This window comes from Bacteroides sp. BFG-637 (assembly GCF_024793605.1).
GTDB lineage: Bacteria > Bacteroidota > Bacteroidia > Bacteroidales > Bacteroidaceae > Bacteroides > Bacteroides vicugnae.
The window spans coordinates 872,830-896,600 of the sequence record NZ_JANUPD010000002.1; the positions used below are offsets into that span (position 1 = coordinate 872,830).

A 23,771-nucleotide genomic window follows, 5' to 3' on the forward strand; every position below is an offset into this window, starting at 1 on the left:
TTTGCTATCATCATTTTCTCAAAAAGAAAATCCAATTACAGATTGCTCTTATGAAAAACAACACCTTATCGAAAGGATTCCTGGTCCTGTTCCTTTTTATATTAACAAATGCCCAGGCACAACTCCAACGTACCGAATTTCTGAACATCGGCATCAAGGAGGGTCTTTCAAACAGCAGCGTCACCTGCATTGTCCAGGATAGCATCGGATTTATCTGGGTGGGAACCAAGCATGGGTTAAACAGATATGACGGTACAAACTTCAAAGTATATTCCCAACACCAACCTTATCAAATAGGAAACGATATTTCGGTATTGCACATCGACAGCCGGAACCGTCTTTGGGTAGGGACCAACAGCGACGGTCTTTTCCTCTACCATCCGCTCAACGATACATTCCAACCCATATCACTGGAGTACTCTCCCGGAAAAAGTTATAACTATATGGAAGTTCACGCACTGCTTGAAGACAGGAACGGACTGATGTGGATTGCCACCGAAAAGGGACTTTACTCGTACGATCCATCCGGAAAATCGAAACATTACCCATTGAAAGAGGACAAGTCCGAATCATCAAACAAGAATGATATCAGAGCCATCGCCGAAGCAACTGACGACCGGCTTTGGATCGGTACATTCGGTTCGGGACTCTATCTTTTCAATAAAAAGTCGGGTGAGTTTGCCTGTTTCAACACAAAGTCGTCCGACAAACCAAAGGATAATGCCGATTATATCAACACATTATTTACCGACGAAAACGGTAATTTACTTATCGGCACCAATGGACAGGGACTAAAACTCTTCGATTTTCAACAAAAGAAAATATCAAACTATCTGTCCGGGACTCATTATGATGATCTTGCCATTGTCAGATGTATCTGGAAGGATAAGCTCAACAACCTATGGATAGGTACAGACGGGCTCGGTATATTGCACATCACAAGCTCCCCCGGGCAGCCGCTCGCCATTAAAAACTATCAAAACAACCACAACGTGCACAACTCCCTCTCCTCCAATACAATTAATGTGTTCTTCGAGGATCGGCAATCCAACTTGTGGATAGGCAGTGCAAAAAAAAGGAATCAACCTGATAAAAAAGGAAGCTACAAATATCGAACAATATTACAGCGATGGAAAAGGAGAATATAAGATACCAATTCTCTCTGTCTTCCATGATAAACATGGACTTTGGATCGGAACTGACGGAGAAGGCCTGACCTTATTAAAATCTCAAAATAAGATTTCCCGCTTTTTCTGTAAAACAACCAACAATGGATATGTAGGCGATTTCATCCAATGCATCAAACCAGCTAATAACGGGAGTTTCTGGATTGCCATTTACGCCCAGGGGTTACATCGCTTTTATCCTGATCTACAGAATACCCGCAATGAAACAGAAAAGTCTGTCCCTCGGCATTTCATTTCCCATAATAACGTTCAGGATATTCTCGTCCTGCCTTCAGGAGATTTATGGATAGCCACCTGGGGAGGAGGACTTGTCTATTTCGACACTAAAGTTCAAATGAGCTGGCCCTATAGGCACGAACCCGGAAACCCAGAATCACTCGGTGGCGACAATGTATTGGCACTTAGTCCCGATAATAACGGATGTTTGTGGCTGGCTACTTATGGCGACGGATTATCAATGTACAATCCGGTCACTAAGAAATTCAAGAATTATAAGTCGGAAAATTATCCCGGACTAGCCAGCAATTATATATTTTCATTATTACCCGGAGATGATAACAGCCTATGGCTGGCAACTAAAGAAGGACCCGTCCGGTTCAACCTCAAGACTTCCGTATTTGAAACAATCCCGATGGATGGAGCCGATACACAACGACGAAGTATTGTAAGCCTGCTGAAAGATAAAGAAGGGAATATTTGGGCGGGGACTCAAAAAGGAATCATGCGCATTCAAAAGGGGAATAATAAGATTAGTTTCATTCCCGGACTTTATGATAACTTCTGCCTCAAATCCGCTTTTAAGGATGAGGACGGGAAATTGTATTTCGGCAGCAACGAACGCGTAGTGGCCTTTTATCCTTCCCAAATACAATTTGAGATGCCTTCCCCCACCATGTGTTTCACAGACTTTAAACTGTTCAACAAGCCGGTGCCCATAGATGCCAAAAGTGTGCTGAAACAACAGATCGGTTATGAGAAAAAAATTACTCTCAAGCACAATCAATCGGTATTTTCCATAGAATATGCAGCTTTAGACTATTCATTCTCCCAAAACATAAACTATGAGTTCAAGCTAGCTGGTAGAGATGAAGACTGGCAAAGTGTGGGTACGCAGAATACCGTTACTTTCACTAACCTTCCATCCGGCCAATACACCTTTATGGTGCGTCCCGTCGGCGAACCTTCATACCGTCTGACGACACCGGCACAAATTGAAATTCAGGTACTTCCCCCTTCTGGTTTACTTGGTGGGCTTATCTTATCTATTTATGCCTTATTGTACTCACTCTGTATCTGTTCCGAAAATATACTTTAAGATGGTCGGAAATCAATAATGAGCTGAAACTTGAAAAATTCAAGCGTGAACAGGAAGAACATATCTATGAACTGAAACAGCATTTTTTCACGAATATCTCGCATGATATCCGCACACCGCTTACACTGATTGCCGGTTCTATCAACAAACTATTCAACAGGGAAAATATGGACACTGCCGAACAGAAATACCTAAAGATAATAAGAACCAACACCAACCGTTTACTGAATCTCACCGGCGAATTACTGAATTTCAGAAAACTGGAAACGGGGAATGTCACTCTTCAAGCATCCGAAGAGAATTTAGTTGATTTTGTACAAGAAATCTATATCAGCTTCACCCAGTTTGCCATCAACAAGAATATAAAATACAATTTCGAATATTCGCAGCCTGAAATCAAAGTATGGATAGATAAGAATCAATTTGAGAGAGCTGTTTGCAATCTCATCTCCAACGCCTTCAAATATACTCCGGAAGAAGGGGAGATTTCAGTAAAAGTCGGTTATTCCAATGATGGAAAAGCAACTATCTCAATCATCGACACAGGGGAAGGAATCGAAGACGGGAAAATCAATCATATCTTCAATCGCTTCTATCAGATTGATAAACAGGCAGAAGGCAACGGTTTCGGCGTGGGGCTATCCATCACACGTGAAATCATACTGTTACATGGTGGAAATATCCAAGTAAAAAGTACTTTGGGAAAAGGTTCTGAATTTACTATCTATCTTCATCCGGGAAAAAAGTTCTTAAAAAATGCAGAGTTCATTTCATCACCGTCGAAAGCCAATATCCTGTCGGAGTATTTCACGGATAATGAGGTAAATGTGGCGCCCGGTTTGCTGCCGGAGTATACTTTAAAAGAATCCTCTGTATTGTTAGTTGAAGACAATCCGAATATCAGAGCCTACCTGAAAGACCTGTTATCACCACAATATTCCATATACGAGGCTTCAAACGGCCAAGAGGGATTCGCAAGAGCGCTGGAACTTGTTCCCGATATTATCATAAGCGACATCATGATGCCTGTCATGGATGGCATTACCTTCTGTCGAAAACTAAAAAGCGATATGAGAATCAGCCATATTCCTGTTATTTTATTAACAGCCAGAACTTTAGTCAATTCTATCATCGAGGGATTTGAAACTGGGGCCGATGAATATCTGACAAAGCCATTCAACGAGCGTATCCTGATAGCCAGAGTCAACAACTTATTGCAAAACAGAAAAAAGATCAGGGAGCAAATAAGTAAAGAGATAATTATCAATCCGCAGGAGATAAGCCTGACGTCACAGGATAGTATCTTTCTGTCCAAATTGGTCGGTTATATCGAGGAACATATTGAAGAACCGGAACTGAATATCGCACAGATGGCGAGCATGATGGCAATGAGTCATTCCAATCTATATAAAAAGATAAAAGCGTTAACAGGTATGACGGTTATCGGATTCATAAAAGACTTCCGCTTGAAAAGAGCCGCACAACTACTTGTCCAAAACCAACTGAATATTACTGAAATCGCTTATATGGTAGGCTATTCAGAAAGGCGCTATTTCAGCGATGATTTCAAGAAGAAATTCGGGAAAAGCCCTAAAGAGTATTTAGAGAAGCACAAAAATCACAAATTAACATAAGGGAATATAGCGATGTAAATATAAAAAAACGAATAAGCGTTTATGATTCAAAACATTACACCAATATTAATTATTTTATGAACGCACTTCTTCTAAATCGTTTGCCCAGCAAATTCCAATAACATATCTTTGCAACGTGATCACAAAATAATAACTAGATTTACTAACGATTAAAACTATTAAAGATTATGGCACTGAAATATGTAGTCAAGAAAACAACCTTTGGCTTTGATAAGGAAAAAGCCGAAAAATATGTAGCAAGACCATTCAACGTGGTTACTGTTGATTTTAAAATGCTATGCGATCAAGTAACAAAAGTAGGATTCGTTCCACGCGGTACTGTAAAATCCGTACTAGACGGATTGATTGATTCACTGATAACGTATATGGAAATCGGGGCGTCAGTCAGCCTTGGAGAATTCGGAACTTTCCGCCCTTCTTTCGGGTGTAAAAGTCAGGATGATGAAAAAGAGGTTACTACGGAAACTCTAAAGAACCGTAAAATTATTTTCACCCCCGGAAGTCTGTTTAAAGGTATGATAAAATCGATAAGTATCCAAAAGTTGGATAGTTCTAAAACCAGCAGTTCCGCTACGCCTGACAATGGAAATGGAGGCAGCGGAGAAGGTGGAAACGAAGGCGGTGGTGAGGCGCCGGATCCGGCAGCATAAAGCCATATTAACAGGTAAAAAATCCGGTTTGACAGATTTCAAACCGGATTTTTTCTATTATAGAAAATATTACTTTCCGCCACTTAACACCTTTATTGAATCCCGTTTGATAATAGTAGGTTTCAAAAGAATCTCCGAATGAAGTTCAGTTTCTTCCAAAATCTTCTGCATCAACATTTTCACAGCAATAATACCAATATTCTCCAACGGCTGGGCGATACGCGTGATAGGAGGATTCAGATAATCCAGATATAAGTTATCATCAAATGAAATGATAGACATATCTTGAGGAATTCTCACTTTATGCTCATTCAACGCTTTGACCGTTCCCAAAAGAATTGTACTACTCAATGCAAATATAGCGGTTGGCTTTGTGGTAGAATTCAAAGCTAACTTGGCCTCAATATAACCATTTTGAATCGAAAATTCATTTCCTCTTATCATTGCATGATCCTGATGACCAGCCTCACGAAGCGCATCAAGATAACCACGCACGCGTTCCTTAGTCGTTATAGAGATATCCGGCCCTTGAATACAGAGAATCTTACTATGTCCCGATTCCAATAATAATTTCGTCGCTTGATAAGCCCCTACATAATTATCAGTAGCTACGTATGGCAAATTATGCTTCTCAAAATAGCGGTCAATCAAGACAATCGGAGTTTTAGTACTAATTTCCTCCAACTTAGAAGGATTCTCACCTGTTGGAACCAGAATAATTCCATCTATCTTACGTGATAGCAGTGAATCGATAGCTTTATTTTCCTGAACTGAATCTTCTAGCGTATCGATAAGCATAACAGTATAATTATAACGTTGTGCTTCACGGATGACAACACTTGCTATATTGGCAAAAAAGGGATTATCTATGTGCGGTACAAGAAGGCCTATAGTATATGTCGTGTTATTGCGCAAACTTTGCGCAACTATATCAGGCTGATAGTCCAATTCTTTAACGGATTGCAGAATAACCTCCTTAGCAGACTGGCTTATTCTATATTTCTCCGATTTTCCATTTAAGACCCTGGAAATCGTAGAGATAGAATACCCGGTTTTCTTTGATACATCAATCAGAGTTTTCTTCATTACTGGCTGTTTTTTGCAAAAATAACATTTTATTTGAGAAAAAAGCAAGAAAAATATTTTGTTTTGAAAAAAAATTTCTATATTTGCGCAAACGATTGCGCATCGTATACTATTCAGTTTGCCTTAATACTTAATACTCATTATATGGACACAAAGAAGAAAATCGTAGTGATAGGAAGTAGTAATACGGATATGGTTATCAAATCAGACCGTCTACCAAAACCCGGAGAAACCATTCTAGGAGGAAACTTCTTAATGAATCACGGCGGCAAAGGAGCCAACCAGGCGGTAGCTGCTGCAAGACTAGGAGGAAATGTCACTTTTATATGCAAAATAGGAAATGACATTTTTGGAAATGAAACTTTGGAAATGTTTCACAAAGAGAAAATCGACACTACATATGTAGGAATTACTCCGAAAGAACCTTCAGGAGTGGCTCTTATCAATGTCGATAAAAAAGGTGAAAACTGCATTGTTGTTGCTTCCGGAGCTAACGGGACTTTATCTGTTGACGATATTCAGCATGCAGAATCTGCCATCAAACAGGCTTCCATCGTCATCATGCAACTTGAAACCCCCATCGAAAGTGTCACCTATGCAGCCAAAATGGCGAAAAGAGATGGAATTACCGTTATATTAAATCCGGCGCCTGCCCCTACCCACCAACTTCCCGACGATTTATTAGCCAATGTTGATATTCTAATTCCTAATGTCACAGAAGCTGAAATCATATCGGGAATGCACATCACAGACGACGAATCAGCTAAAGAAGTGATTCGTTATATCAGTTCGAAAGGCATAAAAACCGTCATTATCACTATGGGAGCCAAAGGAGCTCTCGCCTATGAAAACAATGAATTTATCCACATCCCAGCTTTCAAAGTGGAAGCAGTAGACACGACTGCTGCCGGAGACACTTTCTGCGGTGGACTATGCGTAGCTCTGTCTGAAGGGAAAAACCTGAAAGATGCAATTATATTTGCAAGCAAAGCCTCTTCTATTTCTGTCACCAGAATGGGAGCACAAGTATCTATACCTTTGAGAAAAGAAATACAATAATCATCCTTAATTCTGTTATTATGATAAAGCAATGTTCAATCCACAGCCTATTGACAAGTATGTTGTTAATAGTATTTTCTTTGATGAGCAATGATGTTATTGCCCAGAAGGCAATAAGAGGCACGGTCCTCGATGAAGCAAATGATCCTATTATCGGTGCCAGTGTCCTTGTCAAAGGCACAACAAATGGTTCTATTACAGGAGTTGACGGAACCTTTAATGTAAAAGCCAATCCTTCTGATGTACTGGTGGTATCTTATGTAGGTTATGCAACTGTCGAACAATCGGTAGGAAACCAGACACAGCTTGTAATACACCTGCGCGAAGACTCTAAAGTGCTCAATGATGTAGTAGTGATCGGCTACGGTTCCACCACTAAGAAAGAACTTACAGGATCGGTCACTAGCATGAAGAAAGATGATCTCAATCCCGGGACATTCACCAATGCTATGGGAATGCTCCAAGGAAAAGTGGCAGGATTACAAATCATCAACCCGAATGGTGCTGATCCGACAGCCAAATATGAAGTATTACTTCGTGGAACAAATACGCTTTCCGCAGGCCAAGGGCCATTAATCATTATTGATGGAGTAGCAGGTGCAGATATCAGAAATATCAATTTCCAGGAAGTAGAATCAATCGACGTTTTAAAAGATGGTTCGGCAGCCGCTATTTACGGAACAAGGGGCACGAATGGAGTAATCATCGTCACAACCAAACGCGCAAGAAGCGGTAAAACAGAAGTTTCCTATGACGGACAATTTACAGTGGGAGCAGTTTCACGCAGGGCAAAACCCTTATCGGCAAGTGAATATAAATCCGTTATCAAGGAGTATCGTCCTGAATTGGAAAGTTATATTTTTGATAGTGATACCGATTGGTTCAAAGAGATTACACAGACTCCGTTCAGCCATAAACATAATTTGTCTATATCCGGAGGCTCCGAGAAGTTCTCACACCACACCTCTTTCAACTACGAAAAGAGCGATGGTTTGCAAAAGCACAATAGTTCCGAGAAGCTAATGGCACGCACCAATATTCGCCAGTCATTATTAGACAAGTGGGTAGATTTGGATTATAATCTTAATATCATTCATCGCAAATATAGTCCTTCCTCTACAAGTGCTTTCATGCAAGCATTTACGCATAACCCGACAGAAGCAGTTTACGATGATAGTGACCCGGATGCCGGAGGTTATAGTCGTATCAAAGCAATGGAGTATTATAATCCGGTAGCGATCATCAACGAGAGGAACATGGAAAGCAAAAATGATAATTACGGTGCAAATATCCGCGCAACTCTAAACATTTTGCCAATAAAAGGATTGAAATGGGAGAACTTCGTTTCATACAATAAAGAACAATATGAAACACGCGAATACTACACACATTATTATCCAAGCTTAATAGGAACGAACGGACAGGCTTATATTGAAAACTATCAGGAAAACGATACACAATATGAGTCTACTTTAAACTACGCAAATAACTTTGGGAAACATTCGGTCCAGGCATTGCTCGGATATACGTACCAATATACTTACAGCACATCTGCATCCATGACTAACTCCGGCTTCGACTTCGATGACAACCAGACTCATAACATCGGAACAGGAACCAATCTTACCGAAGGCAAAGCCAGTATGTCATCCAATAAAGAAGATAATACATATATCGGATTTTTCGGACGGTTCATGTACAACTACGATGATAAGTATCTTTTATCCGCTTCTTTACGTCGTGACGGTTCCAGCCGCTTCGGTGACAATAATAAGTGGGGATGGTTCCCGGCTGTCAGTGTAGGTTGGCGCATAAATAAGGAAAAGTTTCTCTCGGATGTCAAATGGATCAATGATTTGAAATTGAGAGCCGGATACGGTGTGACCGGTAATCAGGATTTCTCAAATTACAAATCTTTGATGATGATGACTACAGCCGGTAAATTCTACTATAATGGTCAATGGATAAACACCTATCAACCTGCGAGTAACGCAAATCCTGATTTGAAATGGGAGAAGAAAGCAGAGTTTAACGTCGGTGTTGACATGACCATGTTTAATAACCGACTCTCATTCACTTTCGATTATTACAAACGGACTACTTCCAACTTGCTATATGACTACATCGTGCCGACTCCTCCTTATGTATATAATACCCTGTTCACAAACGTTGGAAAAGTAACCAACGAAGGAGTGGAACTGACAATATCCGGTACACCGTTCAACACCAGAGACTTTACATGGAACACCTCACTTACCGTTTCGCACAACAAAAACAAATTGGTAAAATTCACCAATGATGAATTCACTAACGGAACATACAAAGTAGGATGGTCTACCAGTGCAGCCTGCTATACTCAACGCTTAATAGAAGGACAGTCACTAGGAACTTTCTATGGTCCTATATGGTTGGGAACTGATACAGACGGAAAAGATGTATTGTTAGGACAAAATGCAGAAGGCTCTGTACCGGAAGAGCAGTGGGAGAAAATCGGCTGTGCTTACCCGGATGCCACTCTTAGCTGGAGCAATACTTTCAGATACAAGAAGTTCGACTTGAGTTTCTCGCTCCGCGCCTCTATCGGTGGAGAAATTCTAAACAACTACGCCATGGAATATGAAAATCTAAGCAGCATCGGACTTAGAAACATTTCATCCAACTGGCTGTCACAAACGAATTTCACAAGTACGACCTATAAATATTCCTCCAAATATGTAGAGGATGCCTCTTATTTGAAAATGGATAATATTACTTTCGGATATACCTGGGACTTCACATCGAAAATGGTCAAGAGACTAAGACTATCCCTCACGGCACAGAATGTATTCTGCATCACCGGTTATTCCGGCGTCGATCCTGAAGTAGCCCTTTCCGGACTGGAACCCGGTATGGAAAGTCTAAGTTATTATCCACGTACTACCGAATTTACTTTTGGGGTTAATATAGTATTCTAAAAACCACGATTACCATGAAAAAGACAAATATAATATTAAGTTTCGTTATCTGTATATTATCATACGGATGTACCGATCTCGGCGAAACAGTCTACACAGGAGTAGCTATGAATGACTTCTTTAAGAATGAGAAAGAGCTAGTAGCCAACGCAGGTAGAGCGTATACGAAATTACAAGGTTACAATTCCGAACAAAGTCTATGGACACTACTTTTACAAGCCTCTGATGAATGTGCCGTTCCAGCTTATGGCGGATCCTGGTACAGTAATGGACGTTATGAAGAAATCCAAACGAATAAGATTCCACCTGCAAACAAATTATTGACAAAAGGTTGGAACTGGATATTTAATGGCATTGCCGCATGTAATGAAATTATTTACGAAACGGAACTGTCGCCTATCCAATTTGAAGGAAAAGAGAAGATTGTAGCTGAAATGAAAATATTGCGTGCTTTCTACTATTATCAGGCTATTTCTTGTTGGGGTAACGTTCCTTTTACAACTGACTATACAGAAACCGGATATCCGGAGCAAAAAAGTAGAGAATATATTTTCAACTACCTGGAAAAAGAAATTAATGACAATATCGAATTTCTGGACAGAGAACCTTCGGACACTAATTACGGACGGGCTACACAAGCGGCCGCTTATTGTATTCTCGCGAAAATGTATCTGAATGCAGAAGCATGGTTCGGAACTCCTATGTACGACAAGGCAGAAAAAGCTTGCAAAGATATTATGGATATAAATGCTTACAGCATTGAAGATTCCTATTCTACCAACTTTGACATTAAAAATGAAGATTCCAAAGAGAACATTTTTGTGATCCTCTATGACAGAGTATATACTAGCGGTGACAGCAATTCATTTTATCTGCATACGCTGACACTGGAAGCTGCATCACAAGCAACATTTAATATTCCGGCAGCTCCGTGGTCAGGTTTCCTCTGCCAACCGGACTTCTTCAAAACATACGATGAAAAGGATCTTCGCAGAAGCCAAAGTTGGCTATATGGTCCGCAGGTAGACTTAAGCGGAAAAGCTCTTGGGTTCGAATATACTCCTGACTTCCCCGAGGAAAAATATTATAATAGCAACGGAGGACGTAGAACATACGACGGTGCACGTTGCTGGAAATGGCATTATCAGACTGACGGTTCTTTAAAAGAATATACAGTCAGCATGGACAACGATTTCGCTATTTTCCGTTATGCCGATGTTGTATTAATGTATGTGGAAGCTTTGGTACGACAAAACAGAGCCAGTGAAGCCGTTCAACTGGCAGACTTTAAGAAAATTCGTACAAGAGCCAATCTTGACGCATATACCACGAGCCAGTTGACAATCGATGAACTTTATGCAGAACGAGGCAGAGAACTAGCATGGGAAGGATGGCGCCATGAAGACATGATACGCTTCGGGAAATATTTGAAGAAATATTGGGCACATCCCGATCAAAGTTCAGAAACCTTTAGAAATGTATTCCCCATTCCTACGGATATATTGAACGCAAATCCGAAATTATCTCAAAACAAAGATTATTAACTACAACATCCTGATAAGTATGAAAAAACCAATTATCTTTTTATTTGTATTAATCACCAACATCTTATTTATCTCTGCACAGAAAATTTCAAAAGCAGAGTTAAAAGACAAGATAGCCGGAGCCTGGATCGGGCAAATGGTAGGAAACATATATGGACTTCCTTTCGAAAACAAGTTTGTAGATGAACCGGCTCCCGAATCCAGATTTCCATTCGGTTACACCAAAAACATAGATAAATTACAGCAGTATAATGGTGCATTTTCTGATGATGATACGGATGTTGAGTATATATATTTGCTATTGATGGAGAAATATGGTGTAGAACCCACTTATGCCAATATGCGTGAAGGCTGGATGTACCATATCCGCGATCGTGTATGGTTGGCTAACAGGGCAGCACTCGGATTAATGCATCTCGGATTTACCCCTCCGTTCACCGGTGATGAAAACCTGAATCCTCATTGGTATCAAATCGACCCTCAATTGATTAATGAAATATGGGCGTATACAGCACCGGGAATGATCTCGTATGCTGCAGGGAAAAGCGACTGGGCTGCCCGTATCACAAGTGATTCATGGGCCGTGTCCCCCACTGTCCTATACGGTGCAATGTACGCTGATGCCTTTTTCTGCAAAGATATCCGCAAGCTCATTACACGGGCTCTGAAAGAATTACCAGCTGATGACAGATATGCAATAGCTGTAAAAGAGATGATCGCTTTATATGACAAGTATCCTAAAGATTGGGTCAAAGCACGTCAAATCATGGCTAAGAAGTACTACATAGATGAACCGGCCATGACAAAAACAATCTGGAATGCCAATCTGAACGGACTATGCGGAATATTGGCCATGCTGTACGGTGAAGGAGATTTCCAACGGACATTGGATTTAAGTTGCGCAATGGGATTTGACTGCGATAATCAAGCAGCTACCATTTCCGGACTTCTGGGAGTAATGTACGGTGCAAAGTCACTTCCCGAAAGTCTGACCAAACCTATCGAAGGATGGGAAAAGCCGTTCAACGACCGATATATCAATATCACCCGATTTGATATGCCTGACGCTTCTATTGAAGACATGATTGAACGGACCTACAACAAGGCAATCGAACTAGTTTGCGCAAAAGGAGGAAAAGTAAAAGGTGACATGGTATATGTGAATCCAAAAGCACAATTCATCCCTCCTTTGGAATTCTGTGTCGGTCCAAACCCGGATTTGGAAATCGGACAGCCTACGGATTATTCATTTGCCTGCAGGACAAATGCAAATTTCAAATGGGACTTGGTAAAGGGTAAACTTCCGGCAGGGGTTACATTCCAGAATGGTAAATTGGCAGGAACTCCTACAGAAGCTGGCAAATTCCCGATTACCCTTCAGTTAAGTGCCAATAACAAAAACGCAATCACTAAAGACTTTGAGTTATTGGTAAAAACTAAGAATATTGCCTCCAAAGCCGACACTATTTACGCTAATATCCGTAAACTGAACGAGGAAGTTCTCGATTCTTGTTGGATTACTTTTGGAAAACCGATGTACGCAACCAATGTGGAAGTAATTAACGATGGGGTCAAAGATGGCGTAGGCTCTGTATTTTATTCATTGGCCGCTAAAAGCAACCTGCCCAAAATAGACTATTTCGGATATGGCTGGAAAGAGGAGCATACTATCAATATGGTTGTTTTGGACATGGGTTGCCTGGAGGAATTCGGAGGGTGGTTTACTTCTCTAAGCATCCAGTATCTTGGAAATGACGGACATTGGTATGATGCAGGCAAATTCAAATCAACTCCGGCACTACCTGAAACTGATATTGTATTTTTTCAGCCTCCCTTTGCACAATATGTTTTAGAATTTCCGGCAGTCAAAACCAAGGGAATACGCGTACTAATGGATGCCAAGATACAAGAACACTGGCATAAATACACAAAGAATGTATCCTCATTCATCTCTATTACCGAATTGGGAGTTTATGAGAAATAAAGAAAGAAAAATGAAGAAAATAATTACTATATGTATCATAGGGTTTTTCGCTCTCAACGTACAAGCCCAACCTGTAAGGACTTTAAAATTATCTGATAAAGAACTTTTGGATAAGATTAAAGGTGGATGGGCAGGACAAACCATTGGTGTTGTTTTCGGAGCACCAACGGAGTTTAAGTTCACGGGAACGTATATCCAAGACTACCAACCGATTCCGTGGGCGGAAGGCTACGTAAAATATTGGTGGAAAAAGAAACCCGGACTGTTCGACGATATTTATAACGATTGCACGTTTGTCGAAGCGTTCAATGAGCTCGGTCTGGATTGTTCACAAGAAGAGCTTGCCAAAAGATTCGCATTTGCAGATTATCACCTGGCTCATGCCAATCAAGCAGGCAGATATAATATCCGTCAAGGCATCATGCCGCCAGCTTCCGGTCATTGGCTGAATAACCCACATGCAGACGATCTGGATTTCCAGATTGAAGCAGACTTTATCGGCCTGATGGCGCCAGCAATGCTACCGGAGGCATTGGATATCGCTTCAAGAGTAGGTCACATCATGAATAGTGGTGATGGTTTTTATGGTGGTGCTTTCGTAGCAGCTCTCTACAGTTCTGCTTTCTATGAACAGAGCCCTGAAGCAATTCTAAGGACCGCAATCTCTGTCATTCCTAAAGAAAGCACATTCCATCAATGTATTCAGGATGTAATCAATTTCCATTCTTTGCATCCGGACAACTGGAAAAATTGTTGGTACTTTCTACAAGAAAAATGGAACTGTGATGTAGGGTGTCCAAAAGGTGTATTTCTTAACTTTAACATTGACGCCAAGCTCAATTCCGCTTTCGTGGCATTAGCTATGCTTTATGGTCAAGGAGATTTTACTAATTCCATCGATATTGCAGCACGCTGTGGACAAGACTCTGACTGTAACCCATCTACAGTTGGCGGTGTACTCGGGGTCATGTATGGCTATGACAACATCCCCTCATTCTGGCTGAATCCCCTGAAAGAAGTAGAAGATCTCACATTTGAAGGAACCGATATGTCCCTGGCTAAAGCCTACAACATGAGTTTTGAACAAGCCAAACAGCTTATAGTCAAAACAGGTGGTACTGTATCTAGTGGAGAAGTAGAAATTCCAATCAGAAAAGCAGACGTCCTTCCTCTAGAACAAAATTTTGAAAATACCTACCCACTTTACAGGGAGCGCAAAGACTGTTTCCTGACAGATACGTTCGAATTCGATTTCAATGGCAATGGATTTGTTATCTGGGGAAATATATGCTGCACAAGAAATATTACTCCAGATTATATCAATCGTGTGTCTACACGCCACATTGGTTCCGAGGTCTTTGGATTAGCAGAGCCTAATGATTCCTATGTTGCTAAAGTTGAAATATGGATAGATGGAGAACTGGATCATGTAGCAGCATTACCCATGAAAAACACGGATCGGAAAGTAGAACCAGCCTGGAAATACCTCATGAAAGAAGGAAGACACCACGTAAAAATGAAATGGTTGAACCGTAAGAAAGACTATATTATTCGTATCAACGACATAATGTATTATTCAGAGAAAAAAGAACATGATAGATTTTACTTTAATAAATAAGTTAAGATGAAAAAAGTCCTGATTAACATGATTCTACTACTTGCTTTCTCCATATCGGGAACGGCACAAATAGAATATGGAAAAACAGTTGAAATAAGCAAAGATGTACTGCTCGACAAGATTAAAGGAGGTTGGGCCGGACAAACAATCGGATGCACTTATGGCGGTCCCACAGAGTTCAAATACAGAGGAGCGATCATCCATGAGAAAATTCCAATTATCTGGTATGACGACTATTGCAAAGACATCTTTGCGGAAGATCCCGGATTGTATGATGATGTATATATGGATCTCACTTTTCTGGAAGTTATGCAGAAAGAAGGAATAAATGCTCCTGCCGAATCATTCGCCAAAGCCTTTGCAAATGCAGATTACAAACTATGGCATGCCAACCAGGCAGCTAGATACAATATATTACATGGCATTATGCCACCAGCATCCGGACACTGGAAAAACAACCCGCACGCTGACGATATTGATTTCCAGATTGAAGCAGACTTCATTGGAATGATATGCCCGGGAATGGTAAATACCGCATCTGATTTTTCCGACAGGATAGGACATATCATGAACTACGGCGACGGATGGTATGGAGGTGTATATATGGGAGCAATGTATGCACTAGCTTATGTTAACAACGATATTTATACCATTGTCACAGAAGCCCTCAAAACTATTCCTGAACAAAGCAAATTCCACCATTGCATCACAGACGTAATTAAGTATTGGAAACAATATCCGGATGATTGGCGTAAATGCTGGTTGGAAATAGAAAACCGTCATGCTTTTGAGATCGGCTGTCCGGAAGGAGTATTCAATGCATTTAATATTGACGCCACTATCAACGCTGCTTACTGTGTTATGGGACTTTTATATGGTAACGGCGACTTTTTCAAAACAATGGATATAGCAACCCGCTGCGGACAAGATTCCGACTGTAACCCGGCAACTGCTGCAGGAATCCTTGGAGTCATACAAGGCTACAAAGCTATCCCCGAATACTGGAAACCAGCACTAGAAAGATGTGAAAATATAAAATTTCCATACACTGACATCTCTTTAAGCTCTGTTTATGATATCAATCTCAAATTATTGAGCGATGTACTAAAAGCAAATGGAGGTAAAGTGAAAGGAGATAAATACTACACCACAATCCAAAAGCCAAAGACCGTAGCATGGGAAGTTTCGTTCGAAGGTCTATATCCTTCTGAAAAAAGAGTCATCAAATATGACCTTGGTACAGAAAAGACCTTTGAATTCAACGGCAAAGGCGTTGTTCTAATGGGACTAATCAGGCAGGATATTAAAGATAATAATGATAACTACATCGCCATTTTAGAGGCTTACATTGACGGGGAAAAAATAGAAACGATAGAAATGCCTTACGACTATATAAAAAGAAAGTACGATATTTTCTATAACTACGATTTAGAGGAAGGACCTCACAAGCTGGTCATCAAATGGATCAACCCGAACGAAAAATATGCTGTTCAGTGTAAAGACATGGTGGTTTATTCATCCACACCGGCAGAGCCTATCAATCCTTATAAATAAAAGAAAAAGCTATGAATAGAAAACTACTCATATTATTAGCCTTATTATTCTCCTACGGATTGTCATCATGTTCGTCCGATGACAATCCCCCGTCCGAAGATGAACAAACCGAAACACCGGAACAGTTCACGAAACGTTATAATCCCGACCAAAGTTTTTATAGCAAAATAATAGGACAAGAAATCAAATATTCAGTATTACTGCCTCAAGAATATCTATCGGAGAGCACAGCTAAATATGGAGTAGTTTTCCTTCTGCATGGTTGGGGAGGAAACCAGAATTCATGGGGACCTTCAGGATTGAATATTCAAACCATAGTCGATACACAAACCAACAATGGCAGTGTTCGTCCATTGATTTATATCATGCCGGAAGGTTTCAACTCTTATTTTTGTAACCGTTATGACGGAAAATTCAACTATATGGATATGTTCATTAACGAACTAGTACCCCTGATTGACAAACGATTCCGGACAACAGCCATTAAGACGGAAAGAGCTGTTGCCGGATTCTCTATGGGAGGATTTGGAGCATTGAGCATCGCATCACAACATCCCGAAACATTTTCTGTGTCAGTAGGATTAAGCCCATCTCTAAATACAGATGAACAATACATTTCCCTATCACAAGACGGTTGGAATCTTCAATGGGGAAACAACTTCGGGGGAAGTGGTCAGGCAGGAACCGGCAGATTGACAAGCTATTATAAAAGCCAATGCCCTCTGCACTTTTTCAAAGATAAATCAAGCTCCACATTTCAAGCCATACGTTATTATATAGACTGTGGTGATGATGAAGAGAGATTATATGCAGGCAACGGTGAATTACATTCTCTATTACGGGACAAAAATATCCAACACGAATATCGCGTACGGAACGGTGCTCATACTGACAGTTATTGGCGTGAATCCATGAAAGAAGCACTACCTTTTATCGAACGTTCATTCAAAGGAGAAAGTTATCCGCAGGAAACGCTGCAGAAGTTTACGGAGGAATTACATTCTACAACTAAAAACATTAAAGTCGGTAATTCCAATATCGAGCTATACATACCGGACGATTACAATTCTACCTTAACCTACAAAGTCCTTTATTATAGTAAAGGAGAAGGCAATACTAACCTTACAACAGAACAGGTAGCCGTAGCATTGGATTCTCTTATGCAAATCAAACGTATGATAATTGCCGGTTTTGATGTGAAGGAAATCATTCAAAATGGAATAAGTTTTTCAGCTATCACCAATGCAGTGGAGAAAACAATTCATACTGAAAATAATGCAGATTTCAGATTAGGATTGGCATACGGTTCAGGCGCCGATTATTTATACCATCAATCAACAGGTAATACACCTGCCATCCATTTCTTCTTCGCTGAAGATGCGGATATTGCCAACCCTTCTGATGAGAATCAGACCCAAATCTATTATCTGGATATAACAGACGAAGGCACTAACTACAACAGTATGTTCACGCTATTCAATGGATTGCGGAAAGCGGAAGCTCCAGTGCAATATCGTGTCAGAAACGGAGTGGATAGTTCACAGTCTGCCCAAACAGGTATTTATTCAATGAGTTATTATATTGGTGAACAGTTAATAAAGAAATGATATGAGAAAGATACTGCTATATATCATCCTGTTCCTATCAAGTATAGATGGAGTTCGGGCACTTCCCATAGAAAAAGAAGGAATGAGCATTTATAGTCCGGCTTTAAAAAAAGAAGTCTCCTACTCTATCATCTTGCCGGAAGGTTATGAGCATTCAGATATGGAATATCCCGTCCTGTACATGTTTCATGGAATAGGAGGCGATTATACCAGTTGGCTTGAATATGGCAACGTGGCCCGTATTATGGACCAAATGACAAAGAAAGGAGAAATTCAACCTTTCATCATAGTCATTCCCGACGGTTATCTGTCTTATTATAGTGATACTTATGATGGCAGTTTCCCTTATGAAACTTTCTTCACTAAAGAGCTGGTTCCCTACATTGACACTAACTATCGCACCCGCAAAAATGCTAATGCACGTTCAATAGCCGGTTTCTCCATGGGAGGATTCGGAGCCTTGTCCGTTAGCCTGCGCAATCATAACCTGTTCGGTTCTGTTGTTGCTTTATCACCATCTATCCGCACAGAAAAACAATATATAGAAGAGGGACCACAAATAGGATGGGACAGTCAATGGGGACGGATTTTCGGAGGAGTAGGAAAGAATGGCAATGAACGCCTAACCAGTTATTATAAACAACATTCACCCTACCACATTCTTTCCACTCTCCGTAATTCCGATTTAAAAGAATTTGGCATCATGTTGGATATCGGAGATAAAGAAGGTACTCTATGCGAAAGTAATGAAGAATTGCACCGATTATTGTTAGAAAGGAAAATACCTCATGAATGGGAAGTTCGTTCAGGAGGACATGATTTTACCTGCTGGAATGCAGCACTGCCAAAAGCATTCAGATTCATCAACGGATATTTCAATGAAAATCAACAAAAAAATAGAGAGAAAAACTCTCCGAATGAGACTCCATTTATAAAAATGGGTAATACAACGATTTATTATCCGGAACAGGCTCAAGGAAGCATTAGAAAATATCCTATTATCTATGTACAGGGAGAAATTAACGGGCAGCAACAAAAGGCTCTCGTCAGTCAGTTTCATCAACTGGTGAATGACAACAAAACATGGCCTGCTGTTCTCTGCTTCGTAAAAGAGAATGTAGATCTGTCAAAAACAATTTCCGATGTGGAGAAACAATGCTCCGGGATCAGAGGTTCTCAACGCATGAGGGCGCTAATCACTTGGGAAAATCATATCAAAGAAAGCATAGAAACTATTCGGAGAGAGAACCTGTTTACCGGTATAGTCTGTGTAAATACCACTGGTGATGAAAGTGACGCTTCCAATTTTATAAAAGCAGTTAACTCTCATAAAAGATATCCCAGATGCTGGATAGAAGTACTACCCGAATCAAAGGAATATGGTCTTAGTAGTAATATTCATATCCTTTTGAAAGCATCAAATCTGGAACATGAGTTCCGGTCAAGGAAATATAAAGAAACCAATGCTTTCACTTATTGGGAAGATTGGATTATCTATTTAAATAACAGAATCCATGTTTAACAATTAAATACTAATAGTATGTTTACAGTAAACAGTTATTTATTAGCAGTTATATTCTGCATCGTAACCATGATTTGTTGGGGTTCTTGGGGTAATACCCAAAAACTGGTTTCCAAGAATTGGCGTTATGAACTTTTTTATTGGGATTATGTGATTGGAATGGTGTTGTTCACCATCTTATTGGGCTTCACGATGGGTAGCCACGGAGATACCGGACGTCCGTTCCTTGAAGATCTGGGACAAGCATCAGGAGACAGCATCGGCTGGGTCATCTTGGGTGGTGTGATATTTAATGCTTCAAACATTCTCCTTTCAGCCTCCATTTCTTTAGCAGGAATGTCGGTAGCATTTCCTTTAGGAGTCGGTATCGCATTGGTACTAGGGGTGATTGTCAACTATCTGGGAATTCCTACCGGCAATCCCATGCTTTTATTCGGTGGTGTAGCTCTCATTGTCATTGCTATCATTTGTAACGGAGTGGCCTCCGGAAAGATGCAAAAGGGTGAAGAGAGCAAGAAAAACAACAAAAAGGGAATTATCATTGCATTAATTGCCGGTGTATTGATGTCTTTATTCTACAGGTTCGTAGTGAAAGGTATGGACGTGGAAAACTTCAATTCTCCCGCTATAGGAATGATGACTCCTTATTCTGCCATCTTTGTCTTTTCAATCGGCGTGTTACTAAGTAACTTTATCTTCAACACATTAGTAATGAAATATCCTTTTGTCGGGGAAAAAGTCAGCTATTCCGAGTATTTTAAAGGAAATGCAAGAACTCATATATGCGGAATGCTTGGTGGAGCAATATGGGGACTTGGTTCCGCATTCAGCTATATTGCATCGGGTGAAGCTGGTCCGGCGGTATCTTATGCGTTAGGACAAGGCGCACCGCTTATCGCTGCTATCTGGGGAGTATTTATCTGGAAAGAGTTTAAGGGATCAACCAAATCTGTTAATCAGTTGCTGGCTTCGATGTTTATCTTCTTCCTGATTGGCTTAGGAATGATAGTAGTTGCTGGAAATTAAATTATTAACCTTAAATAGAACAACATGAAAAAGTATTTTTATTTATTAACCATGCTGGCAGTAGTACTAAGTACAGTTGCTTGTAGTGATGACGACAATCATCCCAGTACAAATGTGTTGGATAAACCAGAAGTCACCGTTCCTGATGTAAAAGAAAGCTCGGCCGTTATTACATGGAAAGCTATAGGAAATGCAACAGCTTATATTTATAGTTTGAATAACGGTAGTGAACAAAGTACCGACCAGAATACCATTCAACTGACAGGTCTAGAGCCGGAGAAAAGTTACACATTCAAAGTGAAAGCTCAAAAAACCGGATCGATCTATTTTGAAGATTCAGAATACGCAGAAATCACTTTTACAACGACTTCTGAAGTAACAGTCTACCGGATAGCTACTTTTGCTGATGATTGGGATAAATGGTATTATGAATATAATGACAACGGTACAGTTAAACGTGTCTACAGATTATATGAAGGAGAACTAGATAGAGAATGGCTCTTTGCTTACGAAGGAAACAATATTACGGTAACAGGTAAGAACGCATATACAATGACTTTAAATGACCAAGGCTATGTCGCCACCTTTGTAGACGGTTCAAATACATATGAATATACTTACGACGAGAATGGCTACATGACAAAAGCTGAAAAGAATGGCAATATCGCATCTAACATCACAATAGAGAATGGCAATATTACGCAATGGACCAGATTCTCTGATGGAGTAGAGCAGTTCAAAGTTCAGACTTATTCTGCTGTACCTAATGTTGGCGGTGCACATTGTATTTATGCAGAAGGTAGTGGGCTAAGCCGTTGGTTGGTTGAAACAGGCCTCTTTGGAAAAGCTTCAGCTAATTGTCATACGAGTAGCGGCTGGCAGCATTCATCCGTTGCATCTACTTACACATTCGAATATGATGAAAATAGTTGTATCAAAGAAGAAAGCAAGAACTATGACGGAGATATTGAGAAATTCTATTATACATATTTCTCCGAATAACATTTTATGAAACAATTATTTCATGGAGGTGTGTCTAAAAGTCTGATACACCTCCATTTTTTTAACTTTAAACTGTAATATCCAACAAAACCTCCCCTTTCACATTCAACACCTTAACCCTCAATTCATCTTTCTTCTTTTCCAGAATCATCACCGTAGCGCTATCCATCTTATATCCTCCACCAATAATGACCGGGTAATTGTTTCCCAACTCACCTTTCGGATGATAGGCATACGTATGAGTATGAGCATTCAGGCTCACATTAAAAGGTGCTTTTTCCAATAATTTAGTCCATAGGTCAGCGCAGAGATTTTTTCCATCATTACCATAAAGCGGAATATGATGAATAAGAACACGTTTCTTCGCTTTCTTGAAGTCTTTGGCAGATAACTCCTCTTTCAGAAAATCGACTTGTTCATTACGTAACTGTGTGAAATCATTCAAATCGTAATACACCCAGTGAGAGTCTAGCTTATCCTCTCCACAATCAAGCATGACAATACGGGTATCGCCCCAATTAAAAGAACCATAGGTCTTATCCCCTACATAGTCATAATGGTCGCGCAGACCGATAGAATAAGCATTGCGAATCTCATGATTACCACGCATAAAAAAGTTGGAATGCGATTACTGCATACACCTTCGGTAAGTTCACTAATAAAAGTCGTTGCCTGTTCGTGGTCGACAGGATCGTCTACACAATCACCATTGAAAACTACAAAGTCATAGTTGATATTCTGTATCTGTTTGCATAAAGCACGAAAGGTTTTTGTATGCTGATGCAAATCATTGAAAACAATAGCAGTGAAAGAATCTGTATCCGTTTCCGGAAGCGTAAATTCTGAGAAATCTGACTGGGCAGTATTTCCAAATACTTTCTTATATGCTTGATAAAGCAATATTTCTTGCGAACATACGCGATAATAATATTTCTGTCCCGGTATTAGATCGTTGATACGTATTTTATGTAGTTTATTATTGCAGACTACCTGCCCGTCAATAATTGTACGAGCGCGTTTCAGTTGAGTAGTGTCTGTTCCATATTCCACCCAACAATATGCTGGAACGGTAGTTTCCCACATAACTGTCATACCATTACCTATGGGATTCTGTAAATAAGGTTTAGTACGGAATATTTTATCTGCCTTTTCAGCGGTACGCAGTTCTACAAGGATAGGGCGATGATCGGAGGCCATCGGTTCATCCAACACTTGAGAGGATATAAGAGCGAAGCCATTAGCATTTGACTTCAATGCAGTAATATAATCTATAGTCTCCTTGGGATCAGGAGCCGGATAAGTAGATTGTTTAGGATTGGAGAGTATCTCGAAGTCTTTCTGTAACTCCTTTATAAAATCGGATTCCGGTTCAGCATTCATGTCCCCAGCCAGAAAAAGAGGCTTTTTATAGGAAGCAGTAAATGACTTCACTATTTCCAGAGACTTCATGCGATCTTCTTCCGTTAATGACAGATGAGTACAACAATAAATATAATCCTCAAATTCTGCCAGAATCAAGGTGCGGGCCTCTTCTCTACCAGGTAAAGGGATAGCTTGTAAACGTAGCGGAACTTGCTTTGTCAGCAGTCCGATTCCATATTTACCTCCATCAAACTCTATGGCAGGTGCAAAACAAGCATGCATCTGTGTACGTTCAGCTATCTCACCCAGCACATATTTCTGTCCGCTCCGACGGGTCATACTGTCTACCTCTTGTATAGCCACAACATCAGGAGAAGCATTATTTATCACATTGGCTACCCGTTGAAAATTACAAATATCATCCATGCCGTTCGCATTTTTAATATTATAAGTCATCAGTCTCAATGTATGCTGGGCCTGTACCGGAAAAATAAATAGGATAACGAAAATTAGTAAAAAGATCTTTTTCATGTTTCTCATTTTTGGGGGTTAATGTTAAGTGCCCCAAAGGTAAGAAAAAAATAAAGGGCAACAAAAATATGTATTCATACCTTTATTGCCTTTACCATGAGTTGTTTGTGTGTGT

The 23,771-nt window shown here is 40.2% G+C and carries 15 protein-coding genes and 1 pseudogene; 14 read left to right on the forward strand and 2 right to left on the reverse strand.

What is annotated here, in order from left to right:
• Positions 1-50 precede the first annotated feature (50 nt).
• From NXX38_RS03860 to NXX38_RS03875, 4 genes are all read left to right on the forward strand, one after another.
• Positions 51-1,148 carry a two-component regulator propeller domain-containing protein gene (locus tag NXX38_RS03860; protein WP_258978628.1) on the forward strand — a complete coding sequence of 366 codons (1,098 nt, stop codon included), beginning with the start codon at positions 51-53 and terminating at the stop codon, positions 1,146-1,148.
• Positions 1,066-2,502, forward strand: a complete 1,437-nt coding sequence (locus NXX38_RS03865; RefSeq protein ID WP_258978629.1) for a two-component regulator propeller domain-containing protein — start codon at positions 1,066-1,068, stop codon at positions 2,500-2,502. Before NXX38_RS03860 ends, NXX38_RS03865 begins: the two co-directional genes overlap by 83 nt.
• Positions 2,503-2,573: 71 nt before the next feature.
• Positions 2,574-4,136 (forward strand): ATP-binding protein, encoded by a 1,563-nt coding sequence (locus NXX38_RS03870; RefSeq protein WP_258981861.1) that lies wholly within the window; start codon positions 2,574-2,576, stop codon positions 4,134-4,136.
• 188 nt (positions 4,137-4,324) lie between these two features.
• Positions 4,325-4,807, forward strand: coding sequence for an HU family DNA-binding protein (locus NXX38_RS03875; RefSeq protein WP_258978630.1), 483 nt, complete (start codon positions 4,325-4,327; stop codon positions 4,805-4,807).
• 69 nt (positions 4,808-4,876) lie between these two features.
• Here the strand turns inward: NXX38_RS03875 and NXX38_RS03880 are convergent, their stop codons facing one another.
• Positions 4,877-5,893, reverse strand: a complete 1,017-nt coding sequence (locus NXX38_RS03880) for a LacI family DNA-binding transcriptional regulator (protein ID WP_258978631.1) — start codon at positions 5,891-5,893, stop codon at positions 4,877-4,879.
• Positions 5,894-6,037: 144 nt separating this feature from the next.
• Here NXX38_RS03880 and rbsK point away from each other — a divergent pair, with 144 nt between their 5' ends.
• The 10 genes from rbsK to NXX38_RS03930 are packed head-to-tail and all read left to right on the forward strand — an operon-like array spanning position 6,038 to position 21,763.
• Positions 6,038-6,952, forward strand: coding sequence for a ribokinase (gene rbsK, locus NXX38_RS03885; RefSeq protein ID WP_258978632.1), 915 nt, complete (start codon positions 6,038-6,040; stop codon positions 6,950-6,952).
• A 20-nt stretch (positions 6,953-6,972) separates the two neighbouring features.
• Complete coding sequence (locus NXX38_RS03890; RefSeq protein ID WP_309569292.1) at positions 6,973-9,906, forward strand: TonB-dependent receptor; 2,934 nt, start codon at positions 6,973-6,975, stop codon at positions 9,904-9,906.
• A gap of 14 nt (positions 9,907-9,920) precedes the next feature.
• The gene (locus NXX38_RS03895) at positions 9,921-11,450 is read left to right on the forward strand and encodes a RagB/SusD family nutrient uptake outer membrane protein (RefSeq protein WP_258978634.1); all 1,530 of its coding nucleotides are present in this window, start codon (positions 9,921-9,923) and stop codon (positions 11,448-11,450) included.
• A 19-nt stretch (positions 11,451-11,469) separates the two neighbouring features.
• The gene (locus NXX38_RS03900; protein WP_258978635.1) at positions 11,470-13,434 is read left to right on the forward strand and encodes an ADP-ribosylglycohydrolase family protein; all 1,965 of its coding nucleotides are present in this window, start codon (positions 11,470-11,472) and stop codon (positions 13,432-13,434) included.
• A gap of 10 nt (positions 13,435-13,444) precedes the next feature.
• The gene (locus tag NXX38_RS03905) at positions 13,445-15,052 is read left to right on the forward strand and encodes an ADP-ribosylglycohydrolase family protein (RefSeq protein ID WP_217721033.1); all 1,608 of its coding nucleotides are present in this window, start codon (positions 13,445-13,447) and stop codon (positions 15,050-15,052) included.
• 6 nt (positions 15,053-15,058) lie between these two features.
• On the forward strand, positions 15,059-16,606 hold the full coding sequence (locus NXX38_RS03910; RefSeq protein ID WP_259011225.1) for an ADP-ribosylglycohydrolase family protein: 1,548 nt from the start codon (positions 15,059-15,061) through the stop codon (positions 16,604-16,606).
• Between the two features lie 11 nt (positions 16,607-16,617).
• Positions 16,618-18,213 (forward strand): esterase family protein, encoded by a 1,596-nt coding sequence (locus tag NXX38_RS03915; protein WP_148365584.1) that lies wholly within the window; start codon positions 16,618-16,620, stop codon positions 18,211-18,213.
• A 1-nt stretch (position 18,214) separates the two neighbouring features.
• Entirely contained in the window at positions 18,215-19,735 is a 1,521-nt protein-coding gene (locus tag NXX38_RS03920; RefSeq protein ID WP_148365585.1) for an alpha/beta hydrolase family protein, read from the forward strand.
• Between the two features lie 18 nt (positions 19,736-19,753).
• Positions 19,754-20,761 (forward strand): GRP family sugar transporter, encoded by a 1,008-nt coding sequence (locus NXX38_RS03925; protein WP_009001002.1) that lies wholly within the window; start codon positions 19,754-19,756, stop codon positions 20,759-20,761.
• A 24-nt stretch (positions 20,762-20,785) separates the two neighbouring features.
• Positions 20,786-21,763 (forward strand): fibronectin type III domain-containing protein, encoded by a 978-nt coding sequence (locus NXX38_RS03930; protein ID WP_148365586.1) that lies wholly within the window; start codon positions 20,786-20,788, stop codon positions 21,761-21,763.
• A gap of 67 nt (positions 21,764-21,830) precedes the next feature.
• Here the strand turns inward: NXX38_RS03930 and NXX38_RS03935 are convergent.
• A pseudogene (locus NXX38_RS03935) lies at positions 21,831-23,656 on the reverse strand (endonuclease/exonuclease/phosphatase family protein).
• Positions 23,657-23,771: the final 115 nt, after the last annotated feature.